The 24,216-nt window shown below is 51.1% G+C and carries 32 protein-coding genes; 22 read left to right on the top strand and 10 right to left on the bottom strand.

The features are described from left to right. Positions 1 to 125 precede the first annotated feature (125 nt). Both EPA93_RS50260 and EPA93_RS50255 read left to right on the top strand, forming a co-directional pair. The gene (locus EPA93_RS50260) at positions 126 to 839 is read left to right on the top strand and encodes an MFS transporter (protein ID WP_165422908.1); all 714 of its coding nucleotides are present in this window, start codon (positions 126 to 128) and stop codon (positions 837 to 839) included. After that, positions 832 to 1,425, top strand: coding sequence for an MFS transporter (locus EPA93_RS50255; RefSeq protein ID WP_129886184.1), 594 nt, complete (start codon positions 832 to 834; stop codon positions 1,423 to 1,425). The genes EPA93_RS50260 and EPA93_RS50255 overlap by 8 nt, the downstream gene beginning before the upstream one ends. A gap of 275 nt (positions 1,426 to 1,700) precedes the next feature. Here the strand turns inward: EPA93_RS50255 and fes are convergent, their stop codons facing one another. Next, complete coding sequence (fes, locus tag EPA93_RS06030; protein WP_129886183.1) at positions 1,701 to 2,948, bottom strand: enterochelin esterase; 1,248 nt, start codon at positions 2,946 to 2,948, stop codon at positions 1,701 to 1,703. Between the two features lie 257 nt (positions 2,949 to 3,205). Between fes and EPA93_RS06025 the strand changes: the two genes are divergently transcribed. Next, positions 3,206 to 3,583, top strand: coding sequence for a histidine phosphatase family protein (locus EPA93_RS06025; RefSeq protein WP_129886182.1), 378 nt, complete (start codon positions 3,206 to 3,208; stop codon positions 3,581 to 3,583). A 376-nt stretch (positions 3,584 to 3,959) separates the two neighbouring features. Beyond that, on the top strand, positions 3,960 to 4,742 hold the full coding sequence (locus EPA93_RS06020) for an alpha/beta hydrolase (protein ID WP_129886181.1): 783 nt from the start codon (positions 3,960 to 3,962) through the stop codon (positions 4,740 to 4,742). Between the two features lie 357 nt (positions 4,743 to 5,099). Here the strand turns inward: EPA93_RS06020 and EPA93_RS06015 are convergent, their stop codons facing one another. Further along, on the bottom strand, positions 5,100 to 5,381 hold the full coding sequence (locus EPA93_RS06015; RefSeq protein ID WP_129886180.1) for a hypothetical protein: 282 nt from the start codon (positions 5,379 to 5,381) through the stop codon (positions 5,100 to 5,102). Next, complete coding sequence (locus EPA93_RS06010) at positions 5,378 to 5,635, bottom strand: hypothetical protein (protein ID WP_129886179.1); 258 nt, start codon at positions 5,633 to 5,635, stop codon at positions 5,378 to 5,380. Before EPA93_RS06010 ends, EPA93_RS06015 begins: the two co-directional genes overlap by 4 nt. Positions 5,636 to 5,740: 105 nt before the next feature. Between EPA93_RS06010 and EPA93_RS06005 the strand changes: the two genes are divergently transcribed. The 8 genes from EPA93_RS06005 (at position 5,741) to EPA93_RS05970 (ending at position 10,887) form a co-directional block, all read left to right on the top strand. Next, positions 5,741 to 5,977, top strand: a complete 237-nt coding sequence (locus EPA93_RS06005; protein ID WP_129886178.1) for a helix-turn-helix domain-containing protein — start codon at positions 5,741 to 5,743, stop codon at positions 5,975 to 5,977. Between the two features lie 370 nt (positions 5,978 to 6,347). After that, on the top strand, positions 6,348 to 6,566 hold the full coding sequence (locus EPA93_RS06000) for a helix-turn-helix domain-containing protein (protein ID WP_129886177.1): 219 nt from the start codon (positions 6,348 to 6,350) through the stop codon (positions 6,564 to 6,566). A gap of 240 nt (positions 6,567 to 6,806) precedes the next feature. Next, positions 6,807 to 7,058, top strand: coding sequence for a helix-turn-helix domain-containing protein (locus EPA93_RS48230; RefSeq protein WP_277989006.1), 252 nt, complete (start codon positions 6,807 to 6,809; stop codon positions 7,056 to 7,058). A gap of 167 nt (positions 7,059 to 7,225) precedes the next feature. Further along, a complete protein-coding gene (locus EPA93_RS05990; RefSeq protein WP_129886175.1) occupies positions 7,226 to 7,738 on the top strand; it encodes a VOC family protein in 513 nt (170 codons plus the stop codon). 138 nt (positions 7,739 to 7,876) lie between these two features. Then, the gene (locus EPA93_RS50835; RefSeq protein WP_422877877.1) at positions 7,877 to 8,122 is read left to right on the top strand and encodes a hypothetical protein; all 246 of its coding nucleotides are present in this window, start codon (positions 7,877 to 7,879) and stop codon (positions 8,120 to 8,122) included. A gap of 270 nt (positions 8,123 to 8,392) precedes the next feature. Further along, entirely contained in the window at positions 8,393 to 9,241 is an 849-nt protein-coding gene (locus tag EPA93_RS05980; protein ID WP_129886174.1) for an NAD(P)H-binding protein, read from the top strand. A gap of 350 nt (positions 9,242 to 9,591) precedes the next feature. Then, positions 9,592 to 10,623, top strand: a complete 1,032-nt coding sequence (locus EPA93_RS05975; protein WP_129886173.1) for a threonine aldolase family protein — start codon at positions 9,592 to 9,594, stop codon at positions 10,621 to 10,623. Between the two features lie 9 nt (positions 10,624 to 10,632). After that, positions 10,633 to 10,887: a 2-hydroxymuconate tautomerase gene (locus EPA93_RS05970; protein WP_277988723.1), complete on the top strand. Its 255-nt coding sequence runs from the start codon at positions 10,633 to 10,635 to the stop codon at positions 10,885 to 10,887. Between the two features lie 103 nt (positions 10,888 to 10,990). Here the strand turns inward: EPA93_RS05970 and EPA93_RS05965 are convergent, their stop codons facing one another. Further along, complete coding sequence (locus EPA93_RS05965) at positions 10,991 to 11,302, bottom strand: SHOCT domain-containing protein (protein ID WP_129886171.1); 312 nt, start codon at positions 11,300 to 11,302, stop codon at positions 10,991 to 10,993. Between the two features lie 351 nt (positions 11,303 to 11,653). On the opposite strand from EPA93_RS05965, the gene EPA93_RS05960 reads away from it, so the two are divergent. Continuing rightward, positions 11,654 to 12,247 (top strand): short chain dehydrogenase, encoded by a 594-nt coding sequence (locus EPA93_RS05960; RefSeq protein WP_129886170.1) that lies wholly within the window; start codon positions 11,654 to 11,656, stop codon positions 12,245 to 12,247. 398 nt (positions 12,248 to 12,645) lie between these two features. Here EPA93_RS05960 and EPA93_RS05955 read toward each other — a convergent pair whose 3' ends face one another. From EPA93_RS05955 to EPA93_RS05940, 4 genes are all read right to left on the bottom strand, one after another. Next, positions 12,646 to 12,849, bottom strand: coding sequence for a hypothetical protein (locus tag EPA93_RS05955; protein ID WP_129886169.1), 204 nt, complete (start codon positions 12,847 to 12,849; stop codon positions 12,646 to 12,648). A gap of 127 nt (positions 12,850 to 12,976) precedes the next feature. Beyond that, entirely contained in the window at positions 12,977 to 13,417 is a 441-nt protein-coding gene (locus tag EPA93_RS05950) for a DoxX family protein (protein WP_207229459.1), read from the bottom strand. Positions 13,418 to 13,673: 256 nt separating this feature from the next. Next, positions 13,674 to 15,041 carry an FAD-binding oxidoreductase gene (locus EPA93_RS05945; RefSeq protein ID WP_129886167.1) on the bottom strand — a complete coding sequence of 456 codons (1,368 nt, stop codon included), beginning with the start codon at positions 15,039 to 15,041 and terminating at the stop codon, positions 13,674 to 13,676. Positions 15,042 to 15,335: 294 nt separating this feature from the next. Then, positions 15,336 to 16,298, bottom strand: coding sequence for a LysR family transcriptional regulator (locus tag EPA93_RS05940; protein WP_129886166.1), 963 nt, complete (start codon positions 16,296 to 16,298; stop codon positions 15,336 to 15,338). Positions 16,299 to 16,583: 285 nt separating this feature from the next. On the opposite strand from EPA93_RS05940, the gene EPA93_RS05935 reads away from it, so the two are divergent. The 6 genes from EPA93_RS05935 to EPA93_RS05905 all read left to right on the top strand — a co-directional run bounded on the left by EPA93_RS05935 (position 16,584) and on the right by EPA93_RS05905 (position 20,854). Further along, positions 16,584 to 17,438, top strand: a complete 855-nt coding sequence (locus EPA93_RS05935) for an LLM class F420-dependent oxidoreductase (protein ID WP_129886165.1) — start codon at positions 16,584 to 16,586, stop codon at positions 17,436 to 17,438. A gap of 596 nt (positions 17,439 to 18,034) precedes the next feature. Further along, entirely contained in the window at positions 18,035 to 18,385 is a 351-nt protein-coding gene (locus EPA93_RS05925) for an ArsR/SmtB family transcription factor (protein WP_129886164.1), read from the top strand. A gap of 43 nt (positions 18,386 to 18,428) precedes the next feature. Beyond that, a complete protein-coding gene (locus EPA93_RS05920) occupies positions 18,429 to 18,878 on the top strand; it encodes an SRPBCC domain-containing protein (RefSeq protein ID WP_242527330.1) in 450 nt (149 codons plus the stop codon). A gap of 12 nt (positions 18,879 to 18,890) precedes the next feature. Then, positions 18,891 to 19,703, top strand: coding sequence for an alpha/beta fold hydrolase (locus EPA93_RS05915; protein ID WP_129886162.1), 813 nt, complete (start codon positions 18,891 to 18,893; stop codon positions 19,701 to 19,703). Between the two features lie 27 nt (positions 19,704 to 19,730). After that, positions 19,731 to 20,411, top strand: coding sequence for a DUF998 domain-containing protein (locus EPA93_RS05910; protein ID WP_129886161.1), 681 nt, complete (start codon positions 19,731 to 19,733; stop codon positions 20,409 to 20,411). Beyond that, entirely contained in the window at positions 20,408 to 20,854 is a 447-nt protein-coding gene (locus EPA93_RS05905) for a YdeI/OmpD-associated family protein (RefSeq protein WP_129886160.1), read from the top strand. The genes EPA93_RS05910 and EPA93_RS05905 overlap by 4 nt, the downstream gene beginning before the upstream one ends. A 226-nt stretch (positions 20,855 to 21,080) precedes the next feature. Here the strand turns inward: EPA93_RS05905 and EPA93_RS05900 are convergent, their stop codons facing one another. Continuing rightward, positions 21,081 to 21,563 carry a MarR family winged helix-turn-helix transcriptional regulator gene (locus EPA93_RS05900; protein WP_129886159.1) on the bottom strand — a complete coding sequence of 161 codons (483 nt, stop codon included), beginning with the start codon at positions 21,561 to 21,563 and terminating at the stop codon, positions 21,081 to 21,083. A 153-nt stretch (positions 21,564 to 21,716) separates the two neighbouring features. On the opposite strand from EPA93_RS05900, the gene EPA93_RS05895 reads away from it, so the two are divergent. Continuing rightward, positions 21,717 to 22,736, top strand: a complete 1,020-nt coding sequence (locus EPA93_RS05895; protein ID WP_129886158.1) for a glycoside hydrolase family protein — start codon at positions 21,717 to 21,719, stop codon at positions 22,734 to 22,736. Between the two features lie 131 nt (positions 22,737 to 22,867). Then, on the top strand, positions 22,868 to 23,257 hold the full coding sequence (locus EPA93_RS05890; protein ID WP_129886157.1) for a PadR family transcriptional regulator: 390 nt from the start codon (positions 22,868 to 22,870) through the stop codon (positions 23,255 to 23,257). Positions 23,258 to 23,325: 68 nt separating this feature from the next. Here the strand turns inward: EPA93_RS05890 and EPA93_RS48225 are convergent, their stop codons facing one another. Continuing rightward, positions 23,326 to 23,502 carry a hypothetical protein gene (locus EPA93_RS48225; RefSeq protein ID WP_165422904.1) on the bottom strand — a complete coding sequence of 59 codons (177 nt, stop codon included), beginning with the start codon at positions 23,500 to 23,502 and terminating at the stop codon, positions 23,326 to 23,328. Positions 23,503 to 23,565: 63 nt separating this feature from the next. Between EPA93_RS48225 and EPA93_RS05885 the strand changes: the two genes are divergently transcribed. Next, positions 23,566 to 24,141, top strand: a complete 576-nt coding sequence (locus EPA93_RS05885; protein WP_129886156.1) for a hypothetical protein — start codon at positions 23,566 to 23,568, stop codon at positions 24,139 to 24,141. Positions 24,142 to 24,216 lie beyond the last annotated feature (75 nt).

Here is a 24,216-nt window from a genome sequence, read left to right as displayed (position 1 = left end):
GTACAATGACCTCATAGGAGTGATAGATGCTCCTCATATTCCTACACAACCGACGAAGTATTCCCATTGGATGTATGTCGAGAAATCTGCATCACATATCAAACTATTTTGGGGTGAGGTTTTTAATGGAAAACGAACCATATACAACGCTAGAGAAAGTTCACTCAGATGCGCTCGCAGATTCGGAGAAAGGCCGTTCCGCTGTCTGGCGTTCACTTGGGGCTTTTCGTGTTCTCGGCAACCGAGACTACGCGTTGCTCTTCTGGGGACAGTTCATTTCTGCAACGGGAACGCAGATGCAGATGGTTGCGGTGGCCTGGCAGGTGTATCTGCTTACGCACTCGGCGCTCGCCTTAGGGCTCATCGGTTTGATACAGGCGCTTCCTCGTCTGCTCTTCTCACTGGCGGGAGGAGTTCTTGCAGATGCATTAGATCGGCGCAAGATGCTCCTCATTGTGAACGTGGTCATGATGCTCCTTTCGGCTATTCTGGCTCTCTGTACTAATTTCCAGGTCGTTAATCTGTTCATCATTTCCGTGCTCATTCTTTTGAGTGCGGCGGCTTCGTCCTTTGAGTTTCCTGCGCGCCTGGCCATCATTCCTCATCTGGCTTCACGCGAGCAGATGACTGATGCAATTTCTCTCGATTCCATGATGGTCTACCTTTTTGCCATCACTGGTCCAACGGCTGGCGGTTTGGCTCTGGCCTGGTTCGGGGTCGCCTCCACGTATTGGGTGAATGTCGTCTCGTATCTGGTGGTGATTGCCGCACTGCTTGTGCTGCGTGTGCCACTCATCCCCGCAGAAAAGCGCGCTGGCGGGATTCGGGGCCTTGAGTGAAGGCATGCGTTTCTTGCGTGCACACCCGGTGATCCTGGCATTACTCTTGCTTGATTTCTGCGCCACCTTCTTCGGGGCACCACGAGCGCTGTTGCCAGTCTACGCGCGAGATATCATGCACCTTGGGCCACAGGGGCTTGGTTTCTTGCTGGCCGCAGGTGGAATAGGTGCCGTGGCCTTGATGCCCTTTCAGGGACTCATCATGCGTATCAAGCGTCAGGGGTTATGGGTAGTGCTGGCTGTTACGGTCTGGGGGCTGTGCGTTGTCGCTTTCGGTTTCTTTCCCAATCCCCTCTGGTTAGGGGTTCTTTTCCTGGCTGGCACGGGCGCGGCAGATATGGTGAGTGTGATTCTCCAGGGCATCGTGGTGCAGTGCATGACCCCCGACGAGTTGCGTGGACGCATCAGTTCTGTGATGGCCATGTTTGCCATTGGCGGACCCATGTTGGGCTCGTTTGAGTCTGGCCTCGTTGCTGGCCTTGTCACCCCGATGTTCTCCGTCGTTAGTGGCGGCATAGCCTGCATTCTTGCAACTCTCCTCATCCTGTTGGTAGCGCCGGACCTACTGAAGATCAAGATCAAATAAGTCAATGTAACTATTCAGAAGGCCTGCGCAGAAGATGCAAATCGTGCATGTTCTTTCGCCTCTGAACGAGATTTACTCGCGAATGGAACGATCTTTGCACGAAATGATCCTTTTACGCTACCCCTCTGAATAGTTACGAATTTTAAACGTATCCTCAGCTTGCCTGAGCTAAATGCTCTCGGCTGGCCGGATTACGCCAGTGAGCAGGCTAGCCTCAGCCAGAGTCAGAAAAACCATGGCTCACAAGGCTAGCTCTAGTGCGGGACCAGGTGACTTTAGCGGCGCGTGAGGGCTAGCAATCCATCCGCCAGCGAGCCGCGCCAGCAGATGTAATCGTGCCCACCATTGAACTCAGTGTAGTGCACTTCGTAGCCTTTAAGGGTTAAGATATCCCGCAAATGCCGATTGCTGGATATCATGTTAATTGAGCCTATATTTTCCTTCGAGCCTACTTCTAAATAGAAACGCAGCGGTAGACGGGGGCTGGCTATAAACTGTTGGGCGAGGCGTTCCTGGGGAAGCTGCTCTTCTGCATCGATATCCCACCAGTAAGAGCCGGACTGCGAGAGCACGTTGCCAAAACGCTCCGAGGCGCGCAGTCCGACGAAGGCCGCGGCCAGTCCTCCATAGCTAGAACCGGCAACGATGCTTCTAGCCGGATCGCTTGTCACGTGGTAACGCTCATGCACCCAGGGCAAGAGTTCTTGCGTCAAGAAATCCACAAAGGGTTGATGGCAGGGCAGTTCACGACTCCTGGTCTCCTGGTCCAGGCTATCGGGTAAAACTGCTACAAGCGGAGGCAGCTTGCCTTCGTTGATGAGATTATCAAGGATTGTCGGAGTGGGAACGAGATTGGTATAGGCTAAGCCGTCGAAGAGCAGGAGAAGATTATAGGCTTCGTGCTCTTTTGTGTAGCCTGGTGGTGTGTAGATCCAGACGCGGCGCTCATTGTTAAGGATATGGCTGCGCACGCGATGCATTTCGAGCTGACCTTTTGCTGCGCTTGGCTGAGGTACGATCCAGGGCTGAGCAGGTGCACCTGGCAGCTCAAGCACAGAGACTACAAGCTCCTTATCGTCAGGTACTTCGTCATCTTTTTGATAGACAAACTGGTGATGATTGAGCGGATCAGGTAAGAGGCGCGTGCCAAAATCGCTGATGTCGTTGCCTGCCCTTGTCAAGGGGTCGTTGGGGGAAAGCAAATAGGTGACGCGTAAATCAGCTTTCACCCGGTACGTCTTGTACCACAGATCTGTATCGCGTAGGCGGGTCATTTGGTTGTCTTGTGGATGGTCCCAGCCAGCGGGTCCGGCAAAGACTACAACGTTGTGTATATCTTCCTTGCCGCGCCAGAGAAATGTTGCTAAATAGTGGCTGGCATCGCCTTCTATGGGCTCAATCAACGGTGTGCTGTTTTGGGCAATTTCCTGCCAGAAGTTAGCGAGCTCGGCGCTATCGCCGGCCTCCAATGCTTGCAGCAAGGCGTTAAGGCGTGGGCTCTCAAGCGGTTCTTTTGCTTCCATCCAAGGGACCTTTCTCTGTGTTGGCTCTCAAAGAGAGAGTGCGGCCATTGTCTATTGAAGGGGTGAAATAATGCTGCTCTTTTGGTAGAGCACTTCTGTTGTGTACGTGCCCTTATCTTACCTGACGGGCTGCGTTTCTACAAGCTCTCTTGCAGACTTTATTCCTTTCCATATGATGCTTGAGAAGCTGACAATTGTTAATTGCATTAGAGAGAAATAGAGAAAATGAGATTGATTTGATAAGGTAAGGTAGAGAAATGCGATTGTATCTGATACGCCATTGCGAATTTGTCGGCCAGGTTGAGGATCGCTACTCGCGCATTGCAGACTTCTCCTTAACTGAGAAAGGGAAAGAGCAGGCATATATGCTAGGGAAACAGTTGCAGTCTGTTCATCTTCAAGCCATCTTTAGTAGCCCTTTAGCTCGTGCCTACGAAACTGCCGCTATTATTGCACAGGAGTTGACTCCGCCGCTCCCAATCATGGTGATAAAAGACCTGCAAGAAAGAAATGTATATGGTATTTTAAGTGGTGTGAAGCGCTCTGAAGCTACTAAGCTGTTTCAGCATGTTTTGAAAAAGCTTCATCTACTAAGAACGGTTAAGGCTCTGTTCCCACAAACACAGCACATGTGAGAAATGCACATCGACTTTTCTAAGAAAGTTGTTTAAAATTGGTTTAAATGCATGAAATAGTATTGCTTTTCCTGGATTCGAGCATGAGAGAGAAGGAGGAGTGCTGATAATGCCTAAAAAATTGATTGTAGATGATGACCCGCATGTAAATGTAAATGGCGGCAAAATGTGATAATTATTTGACGTAGTATCGGTATTGCCTTTTCCTTCCCTTAGCGATGGAAAGGGCTTGCAGGCTAGTTTAAGAGCTTTCTCTTTGAGAGGGCTATCTGCGAGAAGCGTCAGAGAATTCTCAAAAAACTCCGCCACTCAGTAATCACATTTACAGCCAAGACCAACAGAATCTCGGCGGCATGAGAAACTTAAGGAGGCATAGATGAGTGAACAGCATCCACGGGCAACCTTGTTTGGCACAGAGGAGCGAACGCTCTTCTCTACTATCCGTGGTCGGGAATATCGCCTGACCGTCGCTCTTCCGGACAGCTACAAGACATCTACACAGGCGTATCCCGTGATTTATGTGTTAGACGGTGATTTCAACTTTGGTGTGGCGGCTGGGTTGACGCGCTTTAGCCATTGGTTCAGGAAAGTACCCGAGCTTATCATTGTCGGCATTGGCTATGACATGGAAACCGCTGATGAATTCGCTGCGTTACGAGACCTTGATTTCGATATTCCTGGGGTGCCCGGCGCCTCTAGCGAGAGTGTGTCGCACCTCTTTTTAGATGCCATTACGCAGGAGATGATCCCTTTTATTAATGCAAACTATCGCACTATTCCCTCGGATCGCTGCCTGCAAGGCTATTCGTCGGGTGGCTTCTTTGTGCTCTATGCGTTGTTCCGGCAGCCGGATGCCTTTCAGCGCTATATCTCCGGCAGCGCGATTCTGAAATCCACCTACGATTATTGGATTCACCACGACGAGCAGTTGGCTGCGCGCAATGGCAGCAATCCGATTCAGCTTTACCTTTCCGTAGGCGAGTTGGAGGAGGATGACATTCCCAACTTTCGGCGATTTGTTACCTTCTTAGAGCAGGGCAACTATCCTGGTTTGACGGTGAGCAGCGAAATCTATGCCGGTGAAGGTCACGGTGCCGAGGGGATTGCGCTTACCTACCTGCATGGAATCGCCAAGGTGTACCCACAAGTTGAACTATAGCAGCTTGATGGAGAATCCGTTTGTGAAGCGAGAAAGGGGCTGCCATCCAAAGGCAGCCAGCCCCTTTGTAAATGTGATTACTAAATGGCGGCAAAATGTGATAATTATTTGACGTAGTATCGGTATTGCCTTTTCCCCCCTTAGCGATGGAAAGGGCTTTGCAGGCTGGTTTAAGAGCTTTCTCTTTGAGAGGGCTATCTGCGAGAAGCGTCAGAGAATTCTCAAAAAACTCCGCCACTCAGTAATCACATTTACACCATGAGGGGTCAATATCTTCAAAAATTGATGGCATTATTACAATTGCTCTAATTCCTCCCATTTCGTTATCCGGGAGATATCTCAGGATGAGCCTCGGGGCTACGAACCGTAGAGGTTACTGAAAGAAAGAACCGAAATAAACAATGCCACCAGCTCATCCTTCCGTGCTATCAATTGCTCATCAACAGTTGTCTCAACCTGGAGAGTATTCAAGCAATCTACGATTTCGCGAAGCACGGGAATCAGCTCTTCGCAGCGCTGCTCATAGTGCTCCTGTACCCTGGCGCGGCTTATTAATTCATTCTGCAGCTCATCTAAGCCGCGCAAGTGGAAATCCATCGTAATAAGCAGTTGCCTTAGCGTCATCTCAGACGTACTCATTCTTTCCTCCCTCCTTTGCATTGCTCGCGCGAAGAATCGAGCAAAGGATGTTGAGTACTACGCTCAAAGAAGTGTTCAATAAGCTCGATGAGCTCGCGGTTGTGGACGGTAGTGTGTCCGGGCTGGCTATAATAATCGAGAAACTGGCGCAGCACAAAATTCAGGGCAATGACTTCGTTGCAAGTTGCCTGCAACCAGAGCGTGGGCTCGTAATACTGCTGTACTCCCTTGCTACTTCCTTGAAACCATTTCATAACATCCTTCTCTCCTTTACGCACATGACACAACCTATATCGCCATTAGAATGGCACTATCTAAAAGTTACCATTACAAACACTCTACTTTCAAGCAAATGATAGATGTATGCTGAAACTATGAGGATCAGGTTGAGAGTTAAAGAGCTTGCAGAAGCCAAAGAGATGTCAATGACCAGGCTGCATATCAGGTCGGAAGTTGCATATAACACTATTCGCCGCATATTCCGCAATCCATATGCCGAGGTTACTACGACAACTTTAGAACGCCTGGCTTCTGCATTAGGAGTGGCTCCCTCCGAACTTATCGAAGATGTTGAAGATGCAGAGGAGAAGCCGTAAAGCCTGATCAGCCTTTGCCTTGTCACCCGTGCTAGCCTGCTTTTCTCTTTTCCTACTGACCCCTGACCGTATCAACTTATGTCCTATCGCGTGAAATAAAGCTATTCCGCTCCTTTCTACTCATCTGCATGATGCAACCAAGAAACTTCTAAAAGCTTCTTAACTACCTGATCGGCTTAAATACGTTCCTTGATCCAAAATTTTCTCATCTTTATTAGAGATTGCTATGTTATATGAAGTTAATAAATAAAGTGACGAACAAAAAATAAGGAAAGATTTTTATATAGAGAAATTGTTAGTAAAAACTTTGATAATACACAAATGTAAGGAATATTGTTATTATAAGGGAAAACAGAGAGGTAATTTCTACATGCTAAGATTACGGGTCAAAGAAGTAGCGTGTGAGAAACATATTTCTATGTCTAAGCTTTCCCAGCGCTCCGAAGTGAGCTACAACATTATTCGGGATATATTTATTAATCCTCTCCGTTCGGTAAACACAGGTACACTAAACCGCATTGCCGCCGCCCTCGGCGTGCCAGCTACAACCTTGCTGGAAGATGCTCCCGGCAATGAAAATAGCGAATAAGTTTTCCATTTTCCATCATCAAGCATATCAAGGCTGATATTCTCTTTGGCTAAAGAGCTTTGCCAGACCTCCTTTTTACTTGGATCAGGTGCTTGATCTCTATAAAAAGATTAGCATGAATCACCTGAAATATCAATTATCAATAAAATTACAGTAGAAAAATGATGGTAATAGAGTTGCGGTAAAATATTGGTGGTAATAAAGTTGCGTCAAAAATCTGCTAGTACCTTAAACACGCTAATGTTGTTACAATGTGGGAAAACGGTGGGTTGTACGGTGAGGCTAAAAGTAAAAGAGATAGCGGAAGCGCAAGGCTTAACAATGACGACCTTATCCCACAGGTCGGAAGTTAGCTTTAATACGGTCAGGTCCATATTTCGAAACCCCAATCGTACGGTCAATACCAATACACTCCATAGATTGGCCCGCGCTCTGGGAGTCGCAGTCACCGATTTGCTGGAAGATGTGCCAGACAGCGAGCCGCAAAAGTGAGCCTTCTTCCGGCTCTACTTCGTGCGAGCGCTGACGAGGCTCCCAATTCTAGATTATGCTCTAGAAGCAGCTCTGAGATCCTGATCGGCATTGTAAATGGTGACCGATCGTGTCCTTCTTTGTGGGTATACTGTGACTATCAAGACATCTCAGAAAGGATCATACATATGACAACAGAAACAAACGCAGTGCCGCCGATTCCTGAAGGCTATCGCACGGTGACACCCTGGATTATTACCAGGGATACAGCCAGACTGCTCGATTTCATAAAACAAGCGTTCGGGGCGGAAGAGCTTGGTCGCGTGTATAACGAGGATGGCACGATTGGCCACGCCGAGGCAAGAATTGGCGACTCAATTGTCATGGCGTTTGATGCAAAAGATGAGTGGCCGGATACTCCATGTTTCTTGCGTCTCTATGTCCCCGATTGTGATGCCGTCTACCAACAAGCGCTTTCTGCTGGAGCTATCTCGGTTACCGAGATGATAACCAGTGCCTGGGGCGACCGCGGTGGTCGCGTGCGCGATCCATTCGGCAATGTCTGGTGGATCGCGGCTCGTGTTGAGAACGTTGCCCCCGAGGAGATGCAAAAGCGAGCCGGCGAGCAGAAGTATCTCGATGCTATGCGCTATGCCCAGGAATCTTTTGATCATGAGATGAGGAATCGGAGGCGCCAATAGCGTCTCGGCCCCTTTCTCTTACTCTCGCTCCTGGCCTGGCTCATCGGCTTTGCCTGGCATCTGCCTACTGGCAAGCCCACACTGGGAGCCCTGTGGCTTGCCAACGTCCTCGCTGCAATCATCTTTGGCCTGGGGCATTTGCCGGCCACTGCTGCGCTGGTCGAGCTGACCCCCATATTGATTGTGCGGGCTATTCTTCTCAACGGTATCGTGGGAGTAGCTTTCGGCTATCTCTTCTGGCAATATGGCCTGGAAGCAGCGATGCTGGTCCACTTTACTGCTGATATTGTGCTGCACATCATTGGAGATTCCATCGCCAAAGCAATACGTGCGGCGGAGGCACAAAAGAAAAGCCGCACAAGCTCTCCCTCTAGCCAGCCATAGCTTTCACACTCATCGCAATTGTTTCGGTGAAATATTCTCTTCTCATTGCTCAGCTTTTCTTTCCACAGACGAGAGAGAGTAAGAATAAAAAGTTGCCCCAAAAAGGGCTTGAGGTTTACGCTACGTGAACGGCTACAATAGAACTATCAGAGAAATGGAAGCGGCAAGCAAATTCACAGTAGATGAATTTTTGCCCGATCTTCTCAAGTAATGGAAACTATTGTGTGATACGAGAAAAATATAAAGAGCATAGCAAAAGGAGCAAAAAAGATGAGTAACATAGAGAACATAAGCAACATCAAGCAAATCCTGGTTCTTGGTAGCACAGGCAAGACTGGCCGCCGCGTGGCTCAGCGCCTGCAGGCGCGCGGCATCCCAACAAGGCTCGGCTCTCGTTCCGGTCAGACTCCCTTCGATTGGGAGAACCAGGCCACATGGGAACCCGTGCTTAAGAATGTGGAGGCGGTCTATGTGACTTTCTATCCTGACCTGGCAGCTCCGGGCGCATCCGAAGCCATCAGTGCGTTTGTCAAGCTAGCAGCGAGCAACGGCGTCCGGCGGCTCGTTCTGCTCTCCGGTAGAGGCGAAGAAGAGGCTCAGGCTTGCGAGCAGGTCGTACAGTCATCAGGTTGTGAATGGACGATTATACGCGCTAGCTGGTTTAACCAGAACTTCAACGAGGGAGCCATGTTAGATGCTGTGCTCAGCGGTGAGGTCGCGTTGCCGGTCGGAGACGTGGGAGAGCCATTTATTGATGTCGAGGATATTGCCGACATAGCGGTAGCAGCGCTCACGGAGGAGAGACACGCCAATCAGCTCTATGAAGTGACAGGTCCCCGACTCCTGACCTTCGCCGATGCCGTGCGCGAGATCGCCGAGGCGACTGGACAAGAGATTCGCTACGTGCCAGTCACCATAGATCAGTACTCAGCTATGATGAGCGAGTACGGTGTGCCTGAAGAGGTCATTTCACAGCTCGTTTACCTCTTTACCGAAGTTCTTGATGGGCGCAACGCTCATCTGTCGGACGGCGTACAGCGCGCACTGGGCCGGCAGCCTCGCGACTTTGCCGACTTCGCACGCGAAGCCGCCTCCTCTGGAGCCTGGTCCGCTCGCTAGTAAAGTCCTTTTTCTTATAGACATCACTCTTTGCTATCTTCCGACGATCATAGAAGATGGCAAGGAGTGAGGCGTATCCTTGATGAGGAGCTCTGAACAAATGATGAAAGGTGACGAGCAGGGGGCTTTATACTGCCTCTAAGGACGAGGTAAGAATTGAGAGAAATCACACTTGTAAATTTTCTGGTTGTCTATCACTGTGGATGATTGCTGCAATCATTTCTCTTCGTTGGACATGCCTGCCAGGCAGCGTTACACTACTTCTAGGGAAAGATGGCAGTCCTCGACGAAGAGGCGCAGAACCTTCCACTCTACGCGATGTGCAGACCAGAAATGGAAAGGAAGCAGTGATGATTGATCTCTCTTCTGATACCGTCACCAGGCCCACTGAGGCTATGCGCCGGGTGATGGCAAGAGCCGAAGTTGGTGATGAACAGAAAGGGGAGGACCCGACTGTCAATATGCTACAGGATGTAGTTGCTGAACTGCTGGGCAAGGAAGCGGCTTTGTATCTACCAACGGGAACCATGTGCAATAATATTGCCATCAAAGCGCATACGCAGCCAGCCGATGCCATCCTGGTGGATCGCCAGGCCCACATCTTACGCTCCGAAAGTGCCGGCCTGGCTGCACTGAGCAATGTCCTGGTTGATCAAATTGATGGGGATCGAGGACGGTTTACTGCGGAGCAAGTAGCTAGAGCGATTACAAAAGGCTCGCTCTACGCGGCGCCAACGCGTTTACTTTGTGTGGAGCAAACTCATAACTTTGGGGGCGGTACCATCTGGCCTCTTGCGCAATTGCGTGCAGTCTGTGAGGTTGCTCGGGCGCGAGGAATCGCGACGCATATGGATGGTGCCCGTCTATTGAATGCAGTAGTGGCAACCGGCATGCAGGCGCGCGACTATGCAGCTTGCTGCGATTCCGTGTGGATAGATTTTTCCAAGGGATTAGGCGCGCCAGGAGGTGCGGTTCTGGCGGGGAGCGCTGCTTTTATTCAACAGGCCCGGCGCTATAAGCATGTCTTTGGCGGAGCCCAGCGTCAGGCCGGAATCATCGCGGCGGCTGGCCTCTATGCGCTCTCACATCATGTTGAGCGTCTATGTGGAGATCATGAGAACGCCAAGATTCTAGCTGATGGGCTTGGTAGCATTCCTGGTGTGCAGGTTGAGTTGCCGGTTGAGACAAACATGGTATTTTTCGATGTCCGAGGGGCTGGTCTCTCTCATGAAGCTTTCTTAGCCAACCTTCAGTCCCATAGAGTGCGTGTGGGGAGCGTTGGGGATCGTTTGCGTGCAGTTACCCACCTCGATGTCTCTCAGCATGATATTCAGGAAGCTCTAGCAGTTATCAAGAAGGTGTGCCGTAAACAAGACAGTTGAGTTAAAAGCTTGACGACATTACGTCCGGTCATACCTTATGCAAAGGAGCAAAGTATGCCAATCATTCAATGTGATATTCGTGAAGGTAGGACTCCTGAACAAAAACAGGCCCTGGCCCGTGAATTGACGCGCGTTGTCCATGAAACAATAGGGGCGCCCATTGAGTACATCTATGTGCTTATTCGTGAGACGCCCGGTTCTCATCACGTTAAAGGAGGTGTGGCCTTGCCTCCATATGCTCCCCCTGAAGAGATACAGAGATAAGGGGCCGGAAACGGAAACCCATTAAAAACAGGGCAGCTCAAAAACTGAACTGCCCTGTCTCGCACGGATAAGCCAGGTGGAGGAACTTGTATGCTATTCTGGCTTATAATTTGGGCTCGGAGTGTGGCATGCTAGCTTCCAAGCGCTCGCGCATCTGGTCGAAGGTGGCTCCATCGATCTCTCCACGCGCATAGCGCTGGCGCAAGATTTCCATCGCGGAGGGCTGGGCCGGCTGAAAATTGGGTGGCATAGGCGGGATAGGCGTACTTTGGATGTGATGCGTAGTACCCCACATCTGTGGCCTGCGGGTCAAGGCGCGCACAATGAGCCACACAAGCAAGCCTATAAGCAGCAGCGGGATCAGTTTTCCCAGCATAAACATAAAGAAGACGATCGGCATGTAGATTGGATACATCTTCAAACTCTCTTTCTCTTTGCGACGAGATACAACTCTCTTTTAGTTTGCTTGAACTTGCAACGTTTTTCTTCCCTTTTAGAAGGATTACTAGCTTTTTCTGGATAGTCAAACAAAATTTGTCGTTGGAAATAGGAAAAGCATTTTTGTGTTCTCCCCTATCATAGCTCTTCTTTTTAAAGAAAAAGCTTGGAACTTGTAAAATTTGTATAAAGTTTGTTTGAATGTCAGGGCGTGTAAAGGTAAGTATCTCTTTTGATACTAGCGCACATTGCTGTGCGTGCTTGTGAAGAAATATTGCTTTCTCTTATAATTACGTACGTATCTAAAAAAGAGAAGGTTGTATAAGCTATGCGAAAAAAGATAATTGTGATCGGGGCGACGGGAACGCTTGGGTCTGCGGTAGCTAGTGAGTTAGAGGCAGCGGACTATGAAGTTGTGCGTGCCTCGCGTAAAGGATCGCCCAGGGTGGAGCTTGAGGATCTTAGCACTCTTGATGCGCTCTTTGCCGCGGTTTCTGCTGTTGATGGAGTCGTTTGCGTTGCGGCCAGCGTTGGTCTGAGCCCGCTGGAAAGCCTTTCGGATACAGATGTGGTCCTCGCTATGAAGGGCAAGCTGTTTGGCCAGGTAGCGCTTTTGCAGCGTGCTGCAAAGCATTTGCGCGATGGTGGCTCTATCACGCTCACCGGTGGTACGTTCAAGAGTTACATTCCGGGTAGCTCTCTGGGAGCTCTTGTCAATGCGGGCCTTGAGGGCTTTATTCGCAGCGTGGCCCGAGAAATGCCGCGTGGCATTCGGGCTAATCTTGTGAGCCCTGGTTGGATCAGAGAGACGCTACTGGCCATGGGCCAGGATGGTTCTGAGGGAACGCCGGCAAGTGAGGTAGCGCGCGCCTATCTTGAGGCCGTGACAGGGAAGATGCAAGGGCAAGTCCTTATCCCTTAGTGGGATTGTTGAGATACTTTGCCAGCTTGATGGATGACTTGTGTAAAGAAATGAGCCATCCTAAACTTTATACCGCTAGGAAACTCCCAAGGCTTTCCAGGCCTGACCATCCCATCGGGAAATCTCCTATCCGCCAAGTTCCCAGTTCCTACGGTGGCTCTCCCGGCACCTTAAAGCCGAACCGCTGTAGGAACTGAGAGGGAATGAAGAGCGCTTCTGATTCGCTCGCGCGCGAGGCCCTGTGCTCCGTCATTACAGAACTGGAAAGCGCTGCTTTCACCGAACCCTTGATATCCGGCATGTCTTGAAGACAAAGCTTCTCGCTTCAGTTCAGGACATGCTCTTCTTTTGATTCCCTTACCTTATCAGCAGGCGTCGCACGTATAATCGGTAGCAGCCTAACAACCGCACCAGGTGTCATTGGTATTACACATATTGCAGTCGGTGTAGCAAGAGGCGCATAAAGTGCAATCGCTTCCGCTCAATCCTGGGATTGGCGTCCGGCCATCCTCAGGAGAAGTGATACGAACGTCGAGCTCAAACTCATCTACTAACTCTGGTGTACGCTCAAGTACAGGGCTGCCAAACACGATTTCTGCCATTCTACGATGACTCCTTTCATAGGAAACTATAATGAGAGTATATTCCTTAACTCTCACCTTAAAGCATACATTGCTTTTTATATACGTGTCTATCACCTAGAATAGCTACGGATGCTTCCCAATAGTACTATTCTGTTATCCTCTTACTAGTTGTGAATAAGAGGGTAGGCCAGGTGGGAAGCGTGCCCAGGATGCGGTTTTGCGGTCGCAGCGCCCAGGATGCGAGGGTGAGAATGGTGAAGCCCAGGGCGAAGATGGCGTATACCTCATTGCCACGTAGGGCATCCGAGACAAGAGCGCCCAGCAAGCTGACAAAAGAGCCAGCATACGCCCACTCTTTGAGCCGAGGCAAGCCCGGTACTAGCAGAATTATGCCGGCAAGGGGCTTGCACACGCCAAGGATCGTGAGCAAGTATATGGGGTAGCCCAGATGTTGCATTACCTCGACAAGCGGCTCGCCGATCAGCATGTTTCGTCCATGGACCAGGGCCATTATGCCGCCCAGGATGAGCTCAAACGCAATGATTGCGGTAGCTGTCCAATAGCCAATTACTTTCAATCTATTCATGTTATCTGCTCTTGATATCATCGACATGTTTTGCTTATCTCCTCATGCATTGGCGCATTATACGCTGTGTCTTTTCTGACTAACCCCGTGTGCAAGTTTTTCCACAGCCTACGGTGCTGAGGAGGGGAGAGAGGCTGGGGCACGCCGCGATCTAGCGGATTCGCCCCATTACCTCTCCCCCGGAGAGGGTTCCACCGACAGGGGCTCTGCCCCGTTTCTCAAAAGTTGCACATCGCGTTGACTAACCTTTCTCGCCTCAAGCCCGGACGTCCTTTTGTATGGAACTCAATGGTTTGATATTCTGGTTTTGCTGAAAGACGTTATCGGGATCATAATTAGCCTTGATGCTGGCCAGGCGTTCGTATGTAGGGCCCGGATAGGTTGTGGCGACACTGGCAGGGCTGGCATCGCTCAAAAAATTGAGGAATGCGCCACTTGCTAAAGGTGCCAGGGGAGCCCAGGCCGCCTGGCGGATCTTTTGGGCTTGCGCTTCGGGCGCGCTTACCGGTGCGAAGGCCGGCACAATTACTAGCGCTTCAGCTTCACGATGGGCAAAGGCTGTCGCCTGCGAATTGACGCGCGCAAAAGCGCCGCCAAGCCAGCGAATCTGGGCAATGGGTTTGCCAGGCTGACCATAATTAGCGGCCAGAACCGAGAGCGCTTCTGGGCTCAGAGTGGGCAAAAAGCCATTGTGGCTCACCAGCTTAAGTGAAGGCGGGGGAGACACTGCATCCTCAAGGATTGTGTAATATGGCTTCTTCTGAATATCTTGCATCTGCACGGCTCCTAAATACAGGAATGGCTTGATAGCCTTGTGAGCAGCCTCTTCATCGTCTCCGGCATAGCAGAATTGCAGCATAACGCGTGGTGGAACCTGCGGACCGAAGCCGGAGAAAAGTATAAGGCTTGAATTAAGTTCTTCCGGCGCTTCTCGCATGGCCCGGGTCCAGCCGGCTAGCACTGTTTCCGCTTCGGCTATATCATAGTTCACAGAACCACTGACAACGGTGGGGCAGGGCTGAGCCACGAATTCAAAGGAAGTGATGATCCCAAAATTGCCGCCACCCCCACGAATAGCCCAGAAGAGATCGGGATGTTCGTCAGCGCTCACATGCAGGATGCGACCATCTGCCGTAATGAGCTCAGCGGCCACCAGGCTATCGATGGTGAGACCATAGGTGCGCACCAGCCAGCCAATGCCGCCACCTAGCGTCAGACCACCTACGCCAACCTGGTTGGTATCGCCAGAGGAGAGGGCGAGTCCGAGATCCGCCAGGGCTCTTGACGCCTCGCCCCAGGGTGTGCCGGCTCCAATGCGAACCAGGTTTTGGCTACGCTCGAGCAGCTCTACGCCTTTGAAGGCCGCCAGATCGAGCACGATTCCTCCGTTGTTGGTGGCCTGCCCGCTCAAGCCGTGGCCGCCGCTACGTACCGAGAGCGCTAAGTGCTGCTCGTGGGCAAAACGCAGCGCTGTGATGAGATCCTGTTTGTTCTGGGCGCGCACAATCACAGCCGGGCTTCCGGCCTGATTGAAGACGTTACGCAGCTCAGTATATGTTTGATCTTCTGGAACGATAACTTGCCCCGTGATGGACTTCTTAAGTTCGGTGAAGCTGGGTAGCATATTTATGATTGTCCTTTCTCAACTTTTAAAATTTGACACGAGGTCATAGGGTCGTGACTCTCTTCGCGAATTTGAGAATTTGACATAAGGTCATAAGGTCATGCGTTGTTTGTCAGGAAAGAGTAGAGGGCGAAGCTGGCTTGCTAGCTGCTGGTCCAGCGCTCGGGTTTTCCCTTCACTTATATGACGTGATGCGCAGGAAAAATGTGACCGGAGCACAAAGGGCGGCGGATACGTAATGTCGGAGTCACGACATAAATACCCCTGCACTCTAGGATATGAGATTGTCCAACGTCATGGTTGGTCGTCTTGCGCACTCGTGCGGCTCCGATCAATGAAGCTTGCTGCCCAGGGATGCAGACAGAGATCTTCTTGCACGAAGTCAAGAAAGGCCTGGATAGTGGGCGTTGAGGCTCTTTGTTGATGCCAGGCGAGTTGTACAGTTCGAGAGGGTAGCGCAGGGGAAAGGTCAAGTGAAACAAGGCTTCTTCCTGCAGCGGCAATGACCGATTGGGGAAAGACAGCAATGCCCATTCCTTCCGCAACCAGTGCACGGATAATGCTCATATCTCCACTCTCAAAGATGACGTGTGGAAGAAAGCCAGCGTGTTGCGCCAGGTGCATCATGACCTGCCTCAATCCCGACCCTGGCTGAAAGAGCACAAAGGCTTCTTTCTGTAGCTGGTTCCAATTGATCTGTTTGCACCCCGCCAAGCGATGATATGGGTTTGCCCCCAGAAGCACCGCCTCGGTCAAGATCGCTTTGGTTTCAATATTCTTGGGAAGAGGGGCCTTCGGAAAGAGCGTGCCGATGGTATGTATCCAGATCACATCGAGCTTCCCTTCTTCTACCTGCTTAAGCATCGGCTCGGTGACTCCCTCGTGGAGCACCAGCTCAATACCTTCATAGCGCCGGTGGAAGCGCGCGAGCAGTCCCGCAAGCCAGGACATCCCAAGCGTCTGATGCAGACCGATGTGCAAGCGACCGCGCTGCAAACCGGCATAGGCCGCCATCTCTGTGGAGAGGGTGTCTACATCGGCAAGCACGCGTTCTGCATGCATAAGTAAGCCTTGCCCTGCCGGTGTCAAACGAATATGGCGAGGCCTGCGCTCAAATAATTGAACACCAAATTCCTGTTCTAGGGCCTGAATTTGTTGTGAGAGAGCGGGTTGCGCAATAGCTAATTCTTCCGCTGCTCGGCTGAAATGAAGGCGGTGTGCAAGAACCACAAAGTAGTGCAACTGCCGCAATTCCATACGCTTCCCTCATTTTCTATAAGAAGAACTTATCGGGTTGATTGTATCTATATATTGGACATATGGCAAGCTGAGAGGGATACTATGCCTAGAGGAAAATATCCTTAGAGGTCCAGGTTTCCTGGATGGGATGTCTTAAAAAGCCGCATGCTATGCCTGTTCTATTGCTGTGAAACAAGCATTTGGCGAGGATTTTGATGCGGCCATCGCGCACAATTGCGTCTCAGCCTGGCTGTATGAAAAAATCAAAGAATTTTCAATGAGATAGTATGAAAGAAGTAGCACATGAAATTTGGTCTTTTTGCTGTAAATATGTATGCTTGTAGTTACCCGGAAACCGCCATCCAGGTGGCGAAGCTGGCGGAAGAAGCCGGGTTCGAGTCGTTGTGGGCTGGAGAGCATGTAGTCCTGCAATCTCCTCGGGGACCACACTCACCGATGGCTCCCCATGATCGCATTCTCGATCCGATCGTTGCCTTGACGTATCTTGCGGCTCATACCAGCCGAGTGCGACTAGGAACGGGCATCATTATTTTGCCACAACGCAATCCTCTTGTCCTGGCGAAGGAGCTGGCCAGTCTTGATGAACTTTCCGGAGGACGCCTGATCTGCGGCGTCGGAGTGGGGTACTTGGAGTCTGAGTTTCGCGCATTGGGGATTCCCTTTTCTGATCGGGGCATACGTACTGATGAGTATCTGGCAGCGATGCAGGCCATCTGGACACAACCAAACCCTGCGTATCACGGTCGCTTTGTCTCCTTTGAAGGCGTGCAGGCCCATCCGCAACGCAATATCCCTGTTGTCGTTGGAGGGGAATCAGTTCCTGCCTATCGCCGCGCTGTGCAGCGTGCTACAGGTTGGTATGGTTTTAACCTCGATCCCAACTTCACTGCGAGCGCCCTGGCAGATATTCGTAAAGCCATGCAAGACGCTGCACGCCCGCAAGAACTTGGCGAGCTGGAGATCAGCGTTACCCCAGCCGAGCCGCTGACGCTGGAGGATGTGGAGCGATTTGCCGATCTGGGAGTACATCGGCTGATTGTGATGCCATTGCATAAGATGCCATTGCAGAGCCGAGACGCGTCGGCCATTAAAGACTATGTTACAATGGTGGGAGATACTTTCATAGGACGCTTCTAATCGAGGTCCTGGCATTTTTCCCAACTTTTTCCCTTTCTTCTGTCCTTCACATCCCTCTCTCTGGATGAACCCGGCTTTTTCCAGCCTATCGATTACTCCTGTACCTGCGCCAGTTGTCAATCCGGTTAAGGCCGCCAGATCGAGCACGATTCCTCCATTGCTGGTGGCCTGCCCGCTCAAGCCGTGGCCGCCGCTACGTATCGAGAGCGCTGTGATGAGATCCTGTTTGTTCTGGGCGCGCACAATCACAGCCGGGCTTCCGGCTTGATTGAAGACGTTACGTAGCTCAGTATATATTTGATCTTCTGGAACGATAACCTGTCCCGTGATGGACTTCTTGAGTTCGGTGAAGCTGGGTAGCATATTTATGAATTGTCCTTTCTCAACTTTTAAAATTTCGATATGAGGTCATAAGGTCATGCGTCCCTTGTTGGGAAAGAGCAGAGGGCGAAGTTGGCTTGTTATCTATTGGTCCAGTACTCGGGTTTTCCCTTACACTTATATGACGTGACTCGCAAGAATGTGACCGAAGCATTCTTTGTCGCCAAATCGAATATGCCTTGACAGGAATATTCCTGATAAGGTATAATTAAGATATGAAAACACTCTGGGCTGCTCTAACGGAGGCAAATCGCTTACAAATCGTCGAACTGTTGCGCGATGGCCCTTTGACTGTAGGAGCGATCACCAGCCAGCTGGGATTACAACAGCCGCAAGTATCGAAGCATCTCAAGGTGCTGAGCGAGGCTGGCATTGTGGAAGTCCAGCCGCAGGCCAACCGAAGAATCTATCAGTTGAGGCGTGAGCCATTTCAGGAGCTGGAGGACTGGCTCCACTCTTTTCGTCGCCTCTGGGAAGAACGCTTCGACCGTCTTGACGATTACTTACTGGATTTGCAGGCCACCGAGCAACATACCGACAAGCGCATTGAGGAAAACGATGTTTGATTATCAATCTCTGAGTTCCAATATTGAAAAACGAGAATTTATTGTGGAAAGGCACTTCGCCGCACCGCGCACACTGGTGTTTGAGGCGTTCACAAGAGCAGAGCATCTCAAGCGCTGGTGGGCACCCCGGCCGTACACGATTCCCACCTGTACTATCGACCTGCGCCCCGGCGGCATCTGGCACTACTCGGTGCGCGGGCCTTCGGGTCAAGAACACTGGGCGCGCAGTGTGTACCGCGAAATCGTGCCGCCCGAGAAGCTGGTCTACACCTCAACCTTCGCCGATGAACATGCTAATCCTCTTGAGGGTGTTCCTGAGCATCTGACGACGATCACCTTTGCAGAAGAGGCCGGGAAAACAAAAGTCACAGCTTGCTTCCAGTTCAGCAGTGCAGAGGCGCTTGCAGTCGCTCTGGACATGGGGATGCAGCAGGGGATGAATGTGACCTGGGATTACCTGATTGAGTACATACAAGAGCTGCAGGCAAAGTAAAGGAGAAAGATCATGGCTACAGCAATCGCGCGCAACACAGTGACATCCAGAGATGGGACAGTGATTGCATACTCTCAGAGTGGTCAGGGGCCGGCTCTCATTCTCGTCGATGGGGCGCTCTGTTATCGGCAATTTGGGCCCTCCCAGGATCTGGCGGCGCAGCTCGCTCCTCATTTTACGGTCATCACATATGATCGCCGGGGACGCGGCGAAAGCGGGGATACACAGCCATATGCAGTTGAGCGCGAGGTCGAAGATCTGGCGGCCCTGCTTGAAGCTGTTGGCGGAACAGCCTATGTGGCCGGTCAATCCTCCGGGGCCGGGCTGGCTCTTGAAGCTGCGAATCGGCTACCAGGGATTACGAAGCTGGCTCTGTACGAAGCTCCATTCGTTGTTGATGATACAGGCAAACCGGTAACACAGGCGTTTCTGAGTAGCCTGGAAGAGGCAGTAGCACGGAATCAGCGCTCGAAAGCTGTCAAGCTGTTCATGAGACAGGTTGGCGCACCCGGTTTGATGCTCGCTGTGATGCCGCTCTTCCCGATGTGGTCGAAGTTGACAGCTGTCGCTCATACCTTGCCATACGATATCAATATAATCATCCCATATGGGCAAGGCAAACCATTGCCAGCCACGCTGGGGTCCGCTATCAAAGCTCCTACGCTGGTGATGGATGGAGGAAAAAGCCCGACTGGGATGCAGCATGCCATGCAGGCACTGGCGCAAACGCTGCCCAAGGCAAGCTATCGCACTCTGGCTGGACAGAACCACATGGTCAAGGCTGATGCCCTTGCTCCCGCCCTCATCGAATTTCTCACTGCCTGACCTCTCTATAATACGAAGGAGAAGGGGATGCAAACGCATTCTAGCAAGGAGGCGGCTCGTAGCCAATCCGCTCCTATAACACAAATCAATGCACTATTGGTCTGCGGCATGATCGCTGGTCCTTTCTATATCGTTGTTGGCTTGATCCAGGCCCTCACTCGTCCTGGTTTCGACCTTCTTCGCCATGATCTGAGCCTGCTGGCCAACGGCGATCTCGGCTGGATTCAGATAACAAACCTTGTGCTCTCCGGCCTGCTGGTTCTCGCCTTCGCGCTGGGCATGCGACAGGTCCTCCGAAGCAGCCGAGGCGGCACTTGGGGACCACTATTAGTGGGAGTATATGGACTTGGTTTGATCGGTGCTGGTTTCTTCACAGCCGATCCGGCTTTCGGATTTCCCCCCGGAACTCCAGCTGACGCCCACGCGATCAGCTGGCACGGTCTACTGCACATCATCACTGCCGCTATAGGATTCCTTGCCCTGATTGTAGCATGCATGGTGATGGCTCGCCGCTTTGCCTCCCAGAGGCTCTTAGGATGGGCGATCTATTCGGTAGGAAGCGGCCTCCTCTTCTTCGCTGCCTTTGTCGGCGTTGCCACTGGATCAGGCCAATCCTGGAGCGTCATTGGCTTCTGGATCGGAGTTATCGTCATCTGGACATGGATCGCGCTATTGGCTGTCTGGTTGAGAAAGGAAGCAAACGCATGAAATTTCGTAGCAGAGTAGAACTTCATGGCAAGACGGCGACAGGTATCCGCGTCCCGTCAGAGATCGTTGAGAGCCTCAAGTCGGGCAAGCGACCACCGGTCCACGTCACGATCAACGGTCATAGCTATCGGAGCACGGTGGCTCCTATGGGTGGGGAGTTCCTGCTCCCCATCAGCGCAGAGAACCGCGAACTGGCTGGCGTTGTGGCTGGTGATGAGATAGATGTCGAAGTCGAACTGGACACCGAGCCGCGTGAGGTGGCAGTGCCGCTTGATTTCAGTGATGCCCTCGACCATGACGTGGATGCCAAGCGTTTCTTCGACAGCTTATCCAAAAGTTCTAAGCAGCGGGTTGTGCTCTCTATCGAGGGAGCTAAAACAGCTGAGACAAGGCAGCGACGTATTATGAAAGCCATCAGGGAACTCCGCGAGGGCCGAGCCTGAGGCGAGTTGTACGAGAAGAAATTGCGATCTATCCAACCAGCTCTAAAATTAACGATTTTTGTAACTCTTGCCCTTGCCCTCTGGTTCATGAATGAGCCAGCGCAGCAGGGGCTTCTACGCTCTCTTAGATGAGTTTTTCTAGCACTTAACGTGAAAAAGTAGACAAATGTTTCTGTCTGGACCGGCTGAATAGCCTTTCTTGCACTGGATAGAAACTGAGTAAAGGTCATTGCGTGTCTCGTACCTTTTCAATCTCTGAACGCAGGATTGTTTCTGAGCGCTGATTGAAATCCAAAATAGCCGCGAGTTCGGCATTAGTATAGTGCTCATATAGGGCATCAAAAGCATCCAACAAAGATTGATAGAGCGGTGCAATCTCTTGTCCGATGCGCTCAATATTTGGTAGCACAAAAACCTTTCTTCTGTCCTTCACATCCCTCTCTCGCTGGATGAACCCGGCTTTTTCCAGCCTATCGATTACTCCTGTAATTGCGCCGGTTGTCAATCCGGTTAAGGCCGCCAGATCGCCAGCTATTGCCTCCGTGGGCTTGAGAAGAAGAAAACCCAGGCACTCCATGTCGGTTGGGTAGATGCTCAACTTTTTGGCTAACAATTGAGCAAACAGGACCGAGAGATTCGAATTCCTGTGGAGTGTTTGTTGCAATTGTGTGAGGATGTGGGATCGATCTCCTGGAATGGCTCTTGACATCGCTATTCCTTTACCCTACAATAAAACTTAGTTGAATAAGATAATTAGTATAATGACTTATTCGAGAGTGTAGCAAATTTTGCAAGAAAGCGCAATGGACGTAAGCGCCAGGAGGGTGCTCGCCAGTCCTTGCCAGGAAAGAAGGGCCGCACGATGGACAAGAGACCGACGATCCAGCCGATGGAAAAAATCAAGCTCTTTGATACTGAGACGGGGGAAGGTATGGGAGGTATTACTAATCTGACAACTATTGGCCTTGGCTCGATCGTGAAGAGGAATAATCAATGGGAGATATTTCTGGGCGGGCGTGAGAAACACAGCAAGATCATTCATACCTTTTCTGCCACCCTTCCTCCAGATGAATCCCTGAGCAGCACCAATTGGACTATTCAAAGTTTCCCGCAAGATCCTACTGTTGCTGAGCCGCTTGCCGCGTCTCCCGCTCCCACGGCGTGGGATGCCACCGGATTTCATTGCCCTTCTTATGTCAGGGGTTGGGACCCAACATTGCTGCAGGGAGCGGGAGCATGGCAGGAAAGAATCTATTATGCCAGCTGCCGAGAATGGAACATGGCAGGACCCTACGCAATTGGCTTTCTGGAGTGGGATGGCGTAAAGTGGAAAAGATACGGAGAACCGGTCTTGCAGGCAAGCGAGCCGTGGGAATTTAGCAGTGTGCAGGAGCCCAATGTAATCTACTATGAGGGCAAATGGCGTATGTGGTATTGCGCTGGCCCCAATGAAGCTCAACACTATCTGCTCGGATATGCGGAAAGTGAGGATGGCAAAAGTGCTTGGAAGAACCGGAAGATCTTTTTCTCCGCCGATGGATTTGATGCGTGCGTTCTGGCCCGGCACGATCGCTTTGATATGCTTCTGGCCCGGCTCTATCTTACTCCCACATATCAAGAGGCGCGGGACAACAGCGGGCTCTGGTGGCTCTCAGCCTCTCACCTGGCGGAAGCGCTGGAGCAGTGGAGCGAGCCCATCCAGATTCTCAAGGCAAACGATGGAACGCCCTGGCACAATGGTGGTGTGTGGAAACCAACCTTTCACTACGATGATGTGAGCAGGAAATTCTATGTATTTTTCGATGCAAACTGCCTCCCCAAGCCAGGTGCATTCTTCGGCAATTTAACTGTCGGTCGACTTGCCTTTCGTGTGCTTGAATAGCTCTCATCACCTGACGTGTCTTCAGTTCCGCCTTGACAAAGGTCTCTTTCTTCCGTTACTATATCCATAGTGATACTAATATTATCATTGTGGATATAGACCATGTTTTTGTATGAGAGAAGGCAACAGAGATGCGCACTTCTTCAAAAAACCCGGAAGAGAGATTGCCACTTACACAGGCGGCATTCCACATCTTACTTTCGCTTGCGGATGGCGAGCGGCATGGATACAGTATCATGCGCGACATTTCCACCCATACCAAGGGAAAACTTCGTCTTGGCCCGGCCACCTTATATCGCTCGATCAAACACCTGGAAGAAGATAGTCTCATTGAAGAGTCGAACGCGCGGCCAGATCCGGCCCTCGATGATGAGCGGCGCCGCTATTATCGCCTGACCGAATCTGGTCGCGAGGTACTTGTGGCAGAAGTTCGACGCCTGGAAGATGTATTGATGGTTGCCAGGACAAAACGCAGTCTTAGTAGCTTGCTGTCTTCTCCTTCCATTGAGGAGGGACACTAATGCAACTGCCTTCAGCATCTCCCTGGATTATTCGATGTTCGGTGCTTATCTATCGTTGGCTCCTTTGTTTAGGTCCAGAGTCCTATCAACGTCGGTACGCCGATCTCACTCTCCAGCTCTTTATTCAGTGCTGCCAGGATGCTTACCGAGAGCGTGGCAATTTTGGGGTCCTGAGCCTGTGGCTTCCTTTGTTTAGTGATGCGGTTGTCCAGATGCTCACAGAGCAGATTTTTGAGCTGCGGCACGCTTCAGCATTTCCCACCTCTGTTGAACCAATTCCCATAGAGAGATCAGAAAGGATATCTACAATGGAAAGTACATGGCAACGCTTCAACCACCGGTGGATTATTCCCTTTTTCAGCGCCTTGACCCTAATCAGGCGGCCACTGACCCGACCTCTTGCAAGGAAAATTGCGCGTGTGCGCAACCAGCTAAGGCTAGAGCACCCGCTAAATATGCGCTTTGAACAGCGCCTGGCGCATTGGAATTTCCTCAGATCGCGACGGTTATATGAATGTGGTGTGCATAGAGGAGGTCTTCAGGGAATATCCAGTGCCTTCCTCAGATCAGCAAATGCGGAGGCGACTGCGGGGGCAACGCTCAGACAAACTATAAAGGCTAATGCGTATCGCGGAAAACGGCTTTGCTTCTCGGGGAATATGAAGGCTGAGCAGGTGGAACAGCGGGCAGCTCTCTATATTCATACCAATAGAGATCAGAGATTACAAGTAGACGAATGTGAGCTGCAGGGAACGCATGATTGGACGAGGTATGAAGCTACCATCTCTATTCCTGAAGATGCTCTTTTCATCTCCTTTGGCTGTGCCTTACATGGCAAGGGGCGGCTCTGGCTAGCAAATACCAGTCTGGAAGTGATCGCGTAAGGCACGATACAAATGGCGTATCGTTACGGTGTAGGGTAGCGGACCGAATCTTTTGCCTCTGTCACATTGGGCCAG

The organism is Ktedonosporobacter rubrisoli (assembly GCF_004208415.1).
GTDB lineage: Bacteria > Chloroflexota > Ktedonobacteria > Ktedonobacterales > Ktedonobacteraceae > Ktedonosporobacter > Ktedonosporobacter rubrisoli.
The sequence above is the reverse complement of the archived record's forward strand: the minus strand, read 5'-3'. Positions and strand labels throughout refer to the sequence as shown.